14 protein-coding genes are annotated in these 14,027 nt (G+C 46.7%); 9 read left to right on the plus strand and 5 right to left on the minus strand.

Annotated features, from left to right (window positions below):
• The first annotated feature begins 71 nt into the window (after nt 1-71).
• The 5 genes from EA14781_RS24650 (at nt 72) to sapB (ending at nt 4,929) form a co-directional block, all read left to right on the plus strand.
• Nucleotides 72-239, plus strand: a complete 168-nt coding sequence (locus EA14781_RS24650; RefSeq protein WP_123058237.1) for a YmjE family protein — start codon at nt 72-74, stop codon at nt 237-239.
• Nucleotides 229-1,614, plus strand: coding sequence for a putrescine/proton symporter PuuP (puuP, locus tag EA14781_RS05040; protein ID WP_002462204.1), 1,386 nt, complete (start codon nt 229-231; stop codon nt 1,612-1,614). Before EA14781_RS24650 ends, puuP begins: the two co-directional genes overlap by 11 nt.
• A 132-nt stretch (nt 1,615-1,746) precedes the next feature.
• The gene (locus tag EA14781_RS05045) at nt 1,747-1,992 is read left to right on the plus strand and encodes a YmjA family protein (RefSeq protein WP_001015112.1); all 246 of its coding nucleotides are present in this window, start codon (nt 1,747-1,749) and stop codon (nt 1,990-1,992) included.
• 331 nt (nt 1,993-2,323) lie between these two features.
• A complete protein-coding gene (gene sapA, locus EA14781_RS05050; RefSeq protein WP_001250232.1) occupies nt 2,324-3,967 on the plus strand; it encodes an ABC transporter substrate-binding protein SapA in 1,644 nt (547 codons plus the stop codon).
• Nucleotides 3,964-4,929 (plus strand): putrescine export ABC transporter permease SapB, encoded by a 966-nt coding sequence (gene sapB, locus EA14781_RS05055; protein ID WP_000583259.1) that lies wholly within the window; start codon nt 3,964-3,966, stop codon nt 4,927-4,929. Before sapA ends, sapB begins: the two co-directional genes overlap by 4 nt.
• A 107-nt stretch (nt 4,930-5,036) precedes the next feature.
• On the opposite strand, the gene EA14781_RS05060 is transcribed toward sapB, so the two are convergent.
• Nucleotides 5,037-5,966, minus strand: coding sequence for a LysR family transcriptional regulator (locus EA14781_RS05060; protein ID WP_002462206.1), 930 nt, complete (start codon nt 5,964-5,966; stop codon nt 5,037-5,039).
• A 160-nt stretch (nt 5,967-6,126) separates the two neighbouring features.
• Between EA14781_RS05060 and EA14781_RS05065 the strand changes: the two genes are divergently transcribed.
• Complete coding sequence (locus EA14781_RS05065) at nt 6,127-7,047, plus strand: alpha/beta hydrolase (RefSeq protein WP_000860018.1); 921 nt, start codon at nt 6,127-6,129, stop codon at nt 7,045-7,047.
• A gap of 197 nt (nt 7,048-7,244) precedes the next feature.
• Entirely contained in the window at nt 7,245-8,387 is a 1,143-nt protein-coding gene (locus tag EA14781_RS05070; protein ID WP_000182781.1) for an NADH-dependent flavin oxidoreductase, read from the plus strand.
• Nucleotides 8,388-8,613: 226 nt separating this feature from the next.
• On the opposite strand, the gene EA14781_RS05075 is transcribed toward EA14781_RS05070, so the two are convergent.
• The 4 genes from EA14781_RS05075 to EA14781_RS05090 all read right to left on the minus strand — a co-directional run bounded on the left by EA14781_RS05075 (nt 8,614) and on the right by EA14781_RS05090 (nt 11,967).
• Nucleotides 8,614-9,411 carry a helix-turn-helix transcriptional regulator gene (locus EA14781_RS05075; RefSeq protein WP_000960477.1) on the minus strand — a complete coding sequence of 266 codons (798 nt, stop codon included), beginning with the start codon at nt 9,409-9,411 and terminating at the stop codon, nt 8,614-8,616.
• Nucleotides 9,412-9,420: 9 nt separating this feature from the next.
• Nucleotides 9,421-9,972 (minus strand): kinase inhibitor, encoded by a 552-nt coding sequence (locus tag EA14781_RS05080; RefSeq protein ID WP_000734035.1) that lies wholly within the window; start codon nt 9,970-9,972, stop codon nt 9,421-9,423.
• A gap of 271 nt (nt 9,973-10,243) precedes the next feature.
• Nucleotides 10,244-10,576, minus strand: a complete 333-nt coding sequence (gene emrE / locus EA14781_RS05085; protein ID WP_001070435.1) for a multidrug efflux SMR transporter EmrE — start codon at nt 10,574-10,576, stop codon at nt 10,244-10,246.
• A gap of 203 nt (nt 10,577-10,779) precedes the next feature.
• Nucleotides 10,780-11,967, minus strand: coding sequence for a tyrosine-type recombinase/integrase (locus tag EA14781_RS05090; RefSeq protein ID WP_002462208.1), 1,188 nt, complete (start codon nt 11,965-11,967; stop codon nt 10,780-10,782).
• Between the two features lie 177 nt (nt 11,968-12,144).
• Between EA14781_RS05090 and sapC the strand changes: the two genes are divergently transcribed.
• Both sapC and sapD read left to right on the plus strand, forming a co-directional pair.
• Nucleotides 12,145-13,035, plus strand: coding sequence for a peptide ABC transporter permease SapC (sapC, locus tag EA14781_RS05095; protein WP_001146159.1), 891 nt, complete (start codon nt 12,145-12,147; stop codon nt 13,033-13,035).
• Nucleotides 13,035-14,027 (plus strand): peptide ABC transporter ATP-binding protein SapD, encoded by a 993-nt coding sequence (gene sapD / locus EA14781_RS05100; RefSeq protein WP_001128851.1) that lies wholly within the window; start codon nt 13,035-13,037, stop codon nt 14,025-14,027. Before sapC ends, sapD begins: the two co-directional genes overlap by 1 nt.

Here is a 14,027-nt window from a genome sequence, read left to right on the forward strand (position 1 = left end):
TGTCGCGTTATGGAGTGCAGGCGGCAACGGGCTTCCGTTAACGATTAAGACAATGACGAGGAAATGAGATGATGCCAATGATGAAATTCCCGCATGGCGAGGGAGGCTGCGTATGCGCCCTCCCCACGACCGAGTGTACCCCGCCGCCCCCTTTGCTTCCCCTGCTAAACAGGTTTGATTTCAGGTCGATACGACCGCAAACCTTATTACGCAGTGGAGGCAGCAATTATGGCTATTAATTCACCATTTGATATTGCTGCGCAACCCGGCAAAACCCGCCTGCGAAAATCGCTAAAATTGTGGCAGGTGGTGATGATGGGGCTGGCTTATCTCACACCGATGACCGTATTTGATACTTTTGGCATTGTATCCGGCATTAGCGACGGTCATGTCCCGGCATCTTATTTACTGGCGTTGGCAGGCGTGCTGTTTACCGCTATCAGCTACGGCAAATTGGTTCGTCAGTTCCCGGAAGCCGGTTCAGCTTACACCTATGCGCAAAAATCGATTAATCCGCACGTCGGCTTTATGGTCGGCTGGTCATCATTGCTGGATTACCTTTTTTTGCCGATGATCAACGTATTATTAGCAAAGATCTATCTTTCCGCCCTCTTCCCGGAAGTGCCGCCGTGGGTGTGGGTGGTGACGTTCGTAACGATTTTAACCGCCGCGAATCTGAAGAGCGTTAACCTGGTCGCCAATTTCAATACCCTGTTTGTCCTGGTGCAAATCTCCATTATGGTGGTGTTCATCTTCCTGGTGGTTCAGGGGCTGCATAAAGGTGAAGGCGTTGGCACTGTCTGGTCGCTACAGCCATTTATCAGCGAGAACGCGCATCTGATCCCGATTATTACCGGCGCGACGATTGTCTGCTTCTCGTTCCTCGGTTTCGATGCGGTGACGACGCTTTCGGAAGAAACGCCGGACGCCGCGCGCGTGATCCCGAAAGCTATTTTCCTGACGGCGGTTTACGGCGGGATTATCTTCATTGCGGCATCTTTCTTTATGCAGCTTTTCTTCCCGGATATCAGTCGCTTTAAAGACCCGGATGCCGCACTGCCGGAGATTGCACTGTACGTCGGCGGCAAGCTGTTCCAGTCAATTTTCCTCTGTACGACCTTTGTGAATACATTAGCGTCTGGCCTGGCGTCACATGCCAGCGTATCGCGCCTGTTGTATGTGATGGGGCGTGACAATGTGTTCCCTGAACGCATATTTGGCTACGTTCATCCGAAATGGCGGACTCCGGCACTGAACGTCATTATGGTCGGGATTGTGGCGTTGTCGGCGCTGTTCTTTGATTTAGTCACCGCCACGGCGTTGATTAATTTTGGCGCATTGGTGGCGTTTACCTTCGTTAATTTATCGGTATTCAACCACTTCTGGCGGCGTAAAGGGATGAATAAAAGCTGGAAGGAACACTTCCACTATTTATTAATGCCGCTAGTTGGCGCACTGACAGTAGGCGTGTTGTGGGTAAATCTGGAGTCGACATCGCTAACGCTGGGCCTGGTGTGGGCCTCGTTAGGCGGCGCATATTTGTGGTACCTGATCCGCCGCTATCGCAAAGTACCATTGTATGATGGCGACAGAACGCCGGTTAGCGAGACGTAATGCGTGGATACGCGACGCATTGTCCTGCCAGAGGCAATGCGCCGCGTCATTATCGATAAAAAGATGTATGACCCGGATCACGAGTGCTATCATCCGCCCCTGTGCTTAGCGCATTAACCCCAGGGGCAAACAATGAACCACGATATCCCACTGAAATATTTTGATATTGCCGATGAGTACGCGACCGAATGCGTCAAACCTGTCGCAGACTCTGAACGCACAGCGCTGGCCCACTACTTCCAGTTACTGCTCACCCGATTAATGAATAATGAAGAGATCAGCGAAGAAGCCCGGCATGAAATGGCTACTGAAGCGGGGATTCATCCCTCTCGCATTGATGAGATCGCAGAGTTTTTGAATCAATGGGGTAATGAGTAATCGTTTAATTGCGGATGCTCAGTCAGTATTGTAAGCCAGATAAGCCGTTCATCATCACGCCGCATCCGGCTAAAAATGAGACACACATTGTCGACAATATGAGCCAGTTCCAATTGGTTTCTTACGATCCGTACCGTACTGTGTCCCGCTAAATTATTCTGTGAGTTATAGTTATAAAGAAATCATGGGTACGAATGTTGAACAATCGGCGACGCCACCTGTGCAACGACCAATCACACGGTCTTCGTAGATACCCCTGAACACAAACGGTAATGGCAAATGTCATTAAATATTAGTAAGATAGCTTCTTTACATAAAATTTCTTAATATTATGCGCCAGGTATTATCGTCTCTTTTGGTGATTGCTGGACTTGTGAGTAGTCAGGCAATAGCAGCACCTGAGCCCGCCCCGCATGCTGATATCCGCGACAGCGGTTTTGTCTATTGCGTTAGTGGACAGGTCAACACCTTTAACCCATCCAAAGCGAGCAGTGGGTTAATTGTCGATACCCTTGCCGCCCAATTCTATGATCGGCTATTGGATGTCGATCCCTACACTTATCGTCTGATGCCGGAGCTTGCCGAAAGCTGGGAAGTGCTCGACAACGGCGCAACCTATCGCTTCCACTTACGTCGCGATGTACCGTTTCAACAAACCGCATGGTTTACCCCCAGCCGCAAAATGAATGCCGATGATGTGGTATTTACCTTCCAGCGGATTTTTGATCGCAATAACCCGTGGCATAACGTCAACGGCAGTAACTTCCCCTATTTCGACAGCCTGCAATTTGCCGATAACGTAAAAAGCGTGCGCAAGCTGGATAACTATACCGTTGAGTTTCGTCTGGCACAGCCGGACGCTTCCTTTTTGTGGCATCTGGCAACCCATTATGCGTCGGTGATGTCCGCGGAATACGCCGGAAAGCTGGAAAAAGAAGATCGCCAGGAGCTGCTCGACCGCCAGCCAGTCGGCACCGGACCGTATAAACTGTCGGAAAATCGCGCCGGGCAATATATTCGCTTACAACGTCATGATGAGTTCTGGCGAGGCAAACCGTTGATGCCCCAGGTGGTGGTGGATTTAGGTTCTGGCGGTACCGGACGTTTGTCGAAATTATTAACCGGCGAATGTGACGTACTGGCATGGCCAGCCGCCAGCCAGTTATCTATTTTGCGCGACGACCCACGCCTGCGTTTAACGCTACGCCCGGGAATGAACATCGCCTATCTGGCTTTTAATACCGCCAAACCGCCGTTGAATAACCCGGCAGTACGCCATGCGCTGGCATTGTCGATCAATAATCAACGTTTGATGCAATCTATCTATTACGGTACGGCTGAAACTGCGGCCTCTATTTTACCGCGCGCCTCATGGGCTTATGATAATGAGGCTAAGATTACCGAATACAATCCGGCAAAATCACGCGAACAACTGAAAGCGTTAGGGCTGGAAAACTTAACGCTAAAACTGTGGGTGCCAACACGCTCGCAGGCGTGGAACCCCAGTCCGCTAAAGACCGCCGAACTGATTCAGGCGGATATGGCGCAAGTCGGCGTAAAAGTAGTAATTGTGCCAGTAGAAGGCCGTTTTCAGGAGGCGCGATTAATGGATATGAGTCATGATCTGACATTATCCGGTTGGGCGACGGACAGTAATGACCCGGACAGCTTCTTCCGTCCATTACTTAGCTGCGCGGCAATCCACTCACAGACCAATCTTGCTCACTGGTGCGATCCGAAATTCGACAGCGTGTTGCGTAAGGCCCTTTCCTCACAGCAACTGGCGGCACGTATAGAAGCCTATGATGAAGCGCAAAACATTCTGGCGCAGGAACTGCCTGTTTTGCCATTAGCCTCGTCATTACGCTTACAGGCCTACCGTTACGATATCAAAGGTCTGGTACTTAGCCCGTTCGGTAACGCCTCCTTCGCAGGGGTATATCGAGAGAAACAGAATGAGGTGAAAAAACCATGATTATCTTCACCTTACGTCGTATTTTATTATTGATCGTGACTTTATTCTTACTGACCTTTGTCGGTTTCAGTTTGAGTTATTTCACGCCACATGCGCCGCTACAGGGCGCTTCCTTGTGGAATGCCTGGATATTCTGGTTTAACGGTTTGATTCACTGGGATTTCGGTGTTTCCAGCATTAATGGTCAGTCTATTGCCGAACAGCTAAAAGAGGTTTTTCCGGCGACAATGGAACTGTGCATTCTCGCTTTTGGGTTTGCACTGATTGTAGGGATCCCGGTAGGGATGATTGCAGGGATCATGCGGCATAAGTGGCAGGATAATTTGATCAACGCCATCGCCCTGCTGGGTTTTTCAATTCCGGTTTTCTGGCTGGCGCTGCTGTTGACGCTGTTTTGCTCCCTTACGCTGGGCTGGCTGCCGGTTTCAGGTCGCTTCGACCTGCTTTATGAAGTGAAACCTGTCACCGGTTTTGCGCTGATTGATGCATGGCTTTCACACTCCCCGTGGCGTGATGAAATGATTATGAGCGCATTTCGCCATATGGTGCTGCCGGTGATAACTCTGTCGGTAGCGCCAACCACCGAAGTGATCCGCCTGATGCGTATCAGCACTATCGAAGTGTATGACCAGAACTATGTTAAAGCGGCGGCAACTCGCGGTTTGTCACGTTTTACCATTCTACGTCGCCATGTACTGCATAACGCGTTGCCGCCCGTCATCCCCCGTCTGGGACTTCAGTTTTCCACCATGCTGACCCTGGCGATGATCACCGAAATGGTCTTTAGCTGGCCAGGTCTGGGGCGCTGGTTAATTAACGCTATTCGCCAGCAGGATTACGCGGCAATTTCCGCCGGTGTAATGGTGTGTGGTTCGCTGGTTATTATTGTTAACGTTATTTCTGATATTTTGGGGGCTATGGCTAACCCTCTGAAACATAAGGAGTGGTATGCCTTACGCTAACTCACGCATAAACAGAAATCATTAACTAAATGAGACAATCTGATTTTTATACACATATCAATCAGATTGTAAAAACCCCGCCCTTCTCCGGGCGGGGCCATTAATAATCAACTATTACTCTTGAGGCTTAATCTTTTCTCAACCATAAAATCTATAAAAGCGCGGACTTTAGAAGGCATCCTCACTCGCGAAGAGACATAAATATAAAACCCAGGAAATGAAACGGCCCAGTCCTGAAGAATCGGCTGTAATTTACCCGCATCGATTTGTTCAGCTATTGCAAAATCGAGATGCTGAATGATGCCTGCCCCATTAATAGCCATCCGAATCATGCTTTCATCATCATTAGCAATATACCTACCTGATGCCTCAATTTCGAACTTTTCATTATTTCCGCTAATATAAGAAAACTCCCACGGTGAGAGTGCGCCACTCGTTTTATGCCGTAATCGAAGGCAATTATGGTTACTCAATTCGTAAGGCGTTTCAGGAATACCGTATTTCCTTAAATAATCTGGAGATGCTACGGTAATCAGTTTAATAAGAGGAGAGACAGGAACGGCTGTCATATGTTCATCCAGCCCCTGTCCAGGACGAATCCCCGCATCACAGCCCTCAGCAATAATGTTAGACAAGCCATCATCCATAATGAGTTCTATTTTAGTTTTTGGATAACGAGTAAGAAACTCGCAGATATGAGGCTCAACAAGCATCCTTGCTGCAACACGGGAAGAGTTTATTCTTAGTAGACCTGTCGGTTCAAGTTGGGTATCACCGACATCTTTCAGAGCATCATCAATCTGCCCAAAAGCCGACACCAGCACGTCATACAAACGCTGTCCCTCCTCGGTAAGCGACATATTACGCGTCGTGCGGTAAATCAGTTTTGTGTTCAGACGTTCCTCAAGAGATTTTAAATTCTGGGACAACGCGGCCCGTGTGATCCCCATTTCAGAAGCAGCTCTGGAGAAACTCCCGGCCCGAACAATCAGTGCGAACCAGGCGAGAGAAGGCAGAATTGAAGGTTCTATTTTCATTCATTGTAAACCTTAGCTTAACACTGTGATAGATATTAGACCATTGATGATAACCAATACAAGCCATACTATTATGCCGTTCGCGATATAAGCACGAATGCCTGTTGTAGAAAATAGCAACGATATTTAAACCTGTTTAGGCAAATCCCCGGAGCTTGAAATGAAAACTGTTTCAATAAAACACACCTACTGGGATATAGCGGCTGATATCTATTTCCCTGATGATTTCGATAGCGAAAAAAAATATCCCGCAATAATCAGCGCTCATCCAATTGGAAGCTGCAAGGAACAGACATCAGGTAGCGTCTATGGTGCCGCATTGGCAAAAGCGGGCTTTATCGTAATTGCTTTCGACGCCAGTTTTCAGGGAAGCAGTGGCGGAGAACCACGTTATCTGGAAGATCCAACAATGCGGGTAAAAGACTTCAGCATTGTCGTTGATTACCTCACAACCTTACCTTACGTTGATGCCGGGCGTATTGGCGTACTGGGTATTTGCGGTGGCGGTGGATATGCCATTAATGCCGCAATGACAGAACGTCGAATTAAAGCCATCGGTACTGTCACTGGCGCAAACTACGGGCGTCTTATGCGTGAAGGGTTTACGGCATTTAATCCCATTGGCGCGCTCGAAGCAATGGCGCAACAAAGAACAGATGAAGCTAACGGCGCTAAACTTCGCGTAGATGATTTACTCCCCTCCTCTCCGAATGCTGCGCTTGAAGCGGGATTAACGGAAATAGATCTTTTTGAAGCCACAGAATATTATCGTTCACCACGAGGCTGTGCACCGAATGGGGTAAATCGTTCGCTATTTTCTCACCAGACTGTTGCCGTTGGATGGGATGCATTCCATCTTGCAGAAGTGCTATTAACTCAACCCTTGATGGTTGTTGTGGGAGATAGAGTGGGCGCTTTTGGTGCATATCGCGACGGCTGTGAAATTATTGGTCGGGCTGCGTCAAAACATAAAGAGCTGGTTGTTGTTGAAGGTTATTCTCATTACGACCTGTATGATAAGCCAGAACCAGTAAAACAAGCACTTGATAAATTAATTCCTTTTTATAAAACACATTTGTAAGAATACTACAGGGAGATTGATTATCTCCCTGATTTTCAACCCACTGCTATAAGATACAAAAACACTGACATTAGAACCAGCAGCTAAATTTCTCACTGACACTCGATGTATTATCAAAATAAAACGATACAAAGATAACGTTAATCATATCAAATAAACACATCAAAAAATCAGGTAAGCATCTCTGAGGTATTGTTATGACAAATAAATATTCATCACTGTTTTCACCTTTTATGCTGACAGATAAAATCAAGTTACGTAATCGTATCGTTATGGCGCCGATGACGACCTGGTCAGCTAATCCTGATGGAACTATATCTCAGCAAGAACTGGAATTTTATAAACGTCGCTCACAAAATATTGGTCTGGTAATAACAGGATGTACCTATGTCACTCCAAGCGGTATTGGATTTACTAATGAATTTGCCGCATATGATGATCGTTTCATGAAAAGTCTTGAAGAACTGGCGACAGCGGCAAAAAGTGGTGGAGCTCCGGCTATCCTACAGATTTTTCATGCCGGTAATAAAGCTATTCCAGAGCTTGTACCGAATAATGATGTCATTAGTGCCAGTGCATCAAACATCAAGTCTGGTGACTTTATGAAGAAAGAAGTCCAAAGCAGGGAAATGACTGAAAACGAGATTCTGGAAACTATCAGGGCATTCGGAGACGTCACAAAAAGGGCTATTAAAGCAGGCTTTGATGGCGTTGAGCTTCATGGCGCACATGGGTTTCTGCTTCAGAATTTCTTTTCTCCTCTATTTAACCAGCGTACTGACCGTTGGGGCGGAGATCTCGAAGGGCGTATGCGTTTCCCTCTGGCTGTGTTACAGGAAGTAAAAAATACTGTATACGAATATGCGACAAAACCCTTTGCCATAGGATACAGAATATCTCCTGAAGAATCCGCAAAAGGTGGTCTGCGGATTGAGGATACTTATAAACTACTGGATCGATTAATCTCGTCGGGTATTTCGTATATACATACCTCACTGGTCAGTGTTAACGAAAGCCGCCCTATTGAGTCACCAAACGGACCACGAATAATTGAGCTGATTTTAGATCACATCGCAGGAAGAGTACCAGTGATCGCAGCGGGTAAAATACGTACGCCGAATCAGGCTCAGGAAGCAATTTCCGTTGGTCTGCCGCTTGTTGCGATCGGTAAGGGGCTGGTCATTAACCCGGAATGGGTTACTTTAGCTGAAACAGGGAGAAGTCATGAAATTAAAACAGCACTTAATCCAAAGCAGGTTCCTGAATTAACAATCCCGGATAAATTATGGGATGAAATTCAGGCCTCCAGGGGAACTGACTGGTTTCCATTAAGTGATTAAATATCTATTCTCTCTGACGTCAGGAATATTCGCTACGGACACAGTTCAGAGCTGGATATTTTAGCAAGTAGTTAACTTAACCATTACTATCAACGATACCAATCGATTGGTAGTGAACTGTGCAATTTAACACAGAAGCCACCGGAGTTGTTCAGACTCCGGTGGTATGATTATGCTGGAACGCTTTAAAAAAATCGGCACTATCGCATAGTCTTAATGAAATATTTTATTCTTTGGCCGCTTTTCTTAGTTCTCTTGGGGTTATTTTAAAACGGTTATGAAACCTCTCAGTAAAACGTGAAGGACATTTATAACCATTTTCTCTGGCTATCTCACTAATTGGTTTCAACGTGGTTTGTATAGTAGACAGAGCATTATTTAATCTCACATCGTCCAGTATACTTTGAAAACTTACGCCCTCGTTTGCCAGACGACGATGTAATGTGGATACAGAAATATAGAGATGTCGCGCAACTTTGTCTGCGGTCCATTTTGCGCCTGGATCAGATACAAGCAAGTTATAGCAACGGTTAATTAATGGTTGTTTACTATCTGATAAAAATAAATAGTTAACATTATTTACGCCTAATGAAAGGAGAACGCCCATTGCTAAGTGTTCCTGAAGTTGAGTTGAAAAACCCCGGGAAACAGATGTTCTTAGCTGCTCCCAGCAATAGATCAACTCGGGATTCTGAGGTATACAGAGTCCGGTTGTGTGACGCGCCAGAGGGGTTACCGCGTAAATATTTCGGAATCTTTCCATCAGGTCTATGGGAAGGTAAAGCATTTCTGCAAGATAAAGACCGGCTTCTGGATAATTCGCAATATAAAATTCGTATCCGCTGGGGAATAATACTATTTGATTATTATCAACAGTTAAACTATGTGTTTCCCAATTGATGATTTTCGTCCCCTGACGGATACGACATAAAGCTGGCATAATGGGCTTAACTCTATGAATTTCGTGACGTTTATGCATCCGTATTTCTTCAATTCTCAGGTTAGCCCTACCTTTTACCAGCATACTTTTACCTTACTTTATCTCATAAACAGGAGTTATTTCAGCGGTTGCTATTTTATTCGCGTTAAGCATATAACCAACTAATGCTCCACTGGAATGAGAATCAACAGGAATTTTATCCGTTTTAAGCGCCCAGACTTTAAACTGATAATGGTGTGGCTTATCTCCTGCAGGAGGACATGCCCCACCGAATCCCGCATAACCAAAATCATTTCGCCCCTGAACAGCCCCGGCGGGAAGTTTTGTACCATCACGCCGCCCGGCATCAACAGGCAAAGATGTTACTGTTGCTGGAATATTGACTACGGTCCAGTGCCACCATCCGCTACCAGTCGGTGCATCTGGATCATAAACCGTCACAGCAAAACTTTTCGTTCCCTGAGGCGCACCAGACCAGCTTAATGAAGGTGATATATTCTCTCCCTCACAACCAAATCCCGAAAATACATGTGCCTTTGAAAGCGACTCTCCATTTTTGATTTCGCTACTTGTGACCTGAAATGGTGCCGCCTGCGCCGAGAATGTTATTAATGCCAAGACACTTGAAACGATAAGTTTTTTCATAAAAACCTCTTTGTTATGACCTATCGTTATTTTATTGGATATTGCTTTGGCTCTTTATGCAGAAAGGCGCAACGTTCATGCAAAAACAATCATGATTGCGAAATGATATGTTTCATGAGCCATTATATGCATAGATTACATTGATTTTATCTAAAAAAACCGGCGATAATTTTAGTTGCTCAAACGAATGTCTACCACGTTAAGCTTAAAAAATTGCCCACATAAAAATGCGGGCAAGCTTTTTACTCGATGAAGTGAAATTATATTTTATTTAATGTGTCGCACTTCGTGACAACAAGTTAATGACCAACACTCCGGCACAAATCAACATCATACCTATAATGGCAGGAAGATCTAATCGTTGACCGAAAATTCCCCAGGACAGTAAGCTAATCAGCACGATACCAACACCTGACCAGATAGCATTAGCAATTCCCGTTGGAATATAAGCCAGTGTCTGCGCTAATAACCAAAATGATGCACAATAACAAATGATTGTACCTACAGAGGGCCATAACCGTGTAAAGCCTTCTGAAAACTTCATCAAGGTTGTTCCAATAACCTCTGCAAGTATTGCACCGCCAAGATAAATATAAGGGTTCATAGCATATTCTTTTCCTGATAATTCCGAAGCGTATTCTACTACAAATTGGTCTAAATTCACCGGGGTTATCCCGGTGTCATCATTGCCGTTTTTTTATATACCGCCTGCGCACAGTTCACAGGGCTTCCCCTCCAGAGCTGGAGGCTTGTCGTTGTACTGTTTCGACATGTATTTGCTGAAATAAGAATAGGCGAATACAGGAGTCAAAACAAAGGGCGCCCAATCAACTTCTCAAGATAATCTTGCCACACAGAAAGCCAGTACTTTTGGTCATCAAGATAATCGTGAAGGTTGTAACGCGCCATAACACCTGACATATGATGTCCTAGCAACTTTCCGATCACATGTGGTGGAGCCCCCAGTTCAGAAAGTCGGGTTGCAACCGTTCTTCTCAGATCATGAAGCGACCAGGTTTTCATCCCCGTTTTGGCAACTATCTGAGCGGACAATAAAGCAATATTGGGCTGCTGTGGCGGCCTGTCATCTTCTGGCCCCTTATAGCGTGACAGTGTAACAACATGCTTTGACACGGATGTTGCTTTTATTGATTCCATCATCCTTACCGCAGCAACAGGCAGTGCTCGCCTTACTGATTTCCCGGTTTTGTAATCACTTGCTGGAATAGTCCATGTCCCCTCGTTGAAATCAAACCACTCCCACTTTGCAGTTCTTATCTCTGCACTTCGGCATCCTGTCATCAGCAAAAATTTAACGATCATCATTTGCCTGCGCGCCAATTCAGGCAGCGTAGACCAGACTATTTTGATTTCCTCATCACTTAATATTCTGTCCTTAGATGCAGCAGTAAGACCAACATCCGAGCGCCTTAAGGTCTCAACTGGATTTGTATTAATCACTCCCCTGTTTGAGCAAAACCGAAACGTCCGCTGCATTAACCCCAGCATCTGGCCTGTAACTACCCTTCTTCCCATAGAGTCAAACAGGCTAAGCCACTGTTCTTTCGTTGTCTGATCAACAACCTTATTTCCAAGAACTGGCGCGATATGGTTATTAAAATCCCTCCGGTTAACCTTTACCTTTCTTAATCCTTCGGGAATGCAATAGTTCTTTTCCCAATAATCAAATGCTTCGCTCACTGTGAGTGCTTCGGCTTTTTTCTGCTTTTCCAGAGCAACCTGACATCGCGGATCAAGTCCTTCAGTTAACCATGCTCTGAATTGCTGCCTGCGTTTGCGTGCGTGAGATAACGATACGGTCGGGTAATTCCCGATTGCCAATTGAGCGGCTTTACCGTTCCATCGGTAACGGTAAAAGAATGTTATACTGCCGGAAGTAGACAGCCGAACGTTCAGGCCCATAGCGTCAGAAACGACTTCAATTTTGTCTCGCTTTTTGCCTAGTGCTTTTCTTAATTTTGTATCGGTAAGCAATGTGTACACTCCACGAGCCAGCGTATACACATTAGTGTACACATTTTGCTTAAATTGATACTATAAAATCGAAGCAAACTAAACAAAATCAGAATAAAAACGACGATAAACGTATTGATATTCAAGGGAAAAGAAAAGGGAACCAAAGCATGGTTAATAATATTAAAGTGAGTCCATATGCCTTACGATAGCGTATACAGCGAGAAACGTCCGCCAGGTACGCTACGTACCGCCTGGCGCAAATTCTACAGTGATGCCTCTGCGATGGTCGGCTTGTACGGTTGCGCGGGGCTGGCTGTGCTGTGTATTTTTGGCGGCTGGTTTGCGCCTTATGGCATCGATCAGCAATTTCTCGGTTATCAGCTACTGCCGCCATCATGGTCGCGTTATGGCGAAGTTTCTTTCTTCCTCGGTACGGACGATCTCGGGCGCGACGTGTTAAGTCGATTATTGAGCGGTGCTGCGCCCACCGTTGGCGGCGCATTTGTCGTGACATTTTCCGCGACGATCTGCGGTCTGGTGCTCGGTACCTTCGCCGGTGCGACACATGGCCTACGTTCAGCCGTTCTTAACCATATTTTGGATACTTTGCTGGCGATTCCTTCGTTGCTACTGGCGATTATTGTCGTAGCATTTGCCGGGCCAAGTTTGTCACACGCCATGTTTGCCGTCTGGCTGGCGCTGCTGCCGCGTATGGTGCGTTCAATCTATAGCATGGTGCATGACGAGCTGGAAAAGGAGTACGTTATTGCCGCCCGGCTGGATGGCGCAACAACGCTGAATATTCTCTGGTTTGCCGTATTACCTAATATCACCGCCGGACTGGTCACCGAAATTACCCGTGCTCTATCAATGGCGATCCTCGATATCGCCGCGCTCGGTTTTCTCGATCTCGGCGCACAACTGCCCTCACCGGAATGGGGAGCGATGCTCGGCGATGCCCTGGAGCTGATTTATGTCGCTCCGTGGACCGTCATGCTGCCTGGTGCGGCAATCATGATCAGCGTATTGCTGGTGAATCTGCTGGGTGATGGCGTACGTCGCGCGATTATTGCGGGGGTGGAATAATGCCATTACTGGATATTCGCAACCTGACCATTGAATTCAAAACCGGTGATGAGTGGGTAAAAGCCGTTGACCGCGTCAGCATGACCTTAAACGAAGGTGAAATCCGTGGTCTGGTTGGTGAATCAGGATCGGGTAAAAGCCTGATTGCGAAAGCGATTTGCGGCGTTAATAAAGATAACTGGCGCGTCACCGCTGATCGCATGCGTTTTGATGATATCGATTTACTGCGCCTCTCCGCACGAGAACGGCGCAAGCTGGTTGGGCACAACGTGTCGATGATTTTTCAGGAACCGCAATCGTGTCTCGATCCGTCAGAGCGCGTTGGTCGCCAGTTGATGCAAAACATCCCAGCCTGGACCTATAAAGGCCGTTGGTGGCAGCGTTTCGGCTGGCGCAAACGTCGCGCCATTGAGTTGCTGCACCGCGTGGGGATTAAAGATCATAAAGATGCGATGCGCAGCTTTCCTTACGAGTTGACCGAAGGTGAATGCCAGAAAGTGATGATTGCTATTGCACTGGCGAATCAACCGCGTCTGCTGATTGCTGACGAACCGACAAACTCGATGGAGCCAACAACGCAGGCGCAAATTTTCCGCCTGTTAACGCGGCTGAATCAAAACAGCAATACCACCATTTTGCTTATCAGCCATGACTTACAAATGCTTAGCCAGTGGGCGGATAAAATTAACGTGCTTTATTGTGGTCAGACGGTGGAAAGCGCGCCAAGTAAGGATTTAGTCACGATGCCACATCATCCTTATACTCAGGCGCTGATCCGCGCGATACCTGATTTCGGCAGTGCGATGCCGCATAAAAGCCGCCTCAATACGCTACCCGGTGCAATCCCACTTCTGGAGCAATTACCAATTGGGTGCCGTCTTGGTCCTCGCTGTCCGTATGCGCAACGTGAATGTATTGTGACGCCGCGTTTGACGGGCGTAAAAAATCATCTCTATGCCTGTCATTTCCCGCTGAATATGGAGAAAGAGTGA

Source organism: Escherichia albertii NBRC 107761 = DSM 17582, assembly GCF_000759775.1.
In the GTDB taxonomy this organism is placed as follows: Bacteria; Pseudomonadota; Gammaproteobacteria; order Enterobacterales; family Enterobacteriaceae; genus Escherichia; species Escherichia albertii.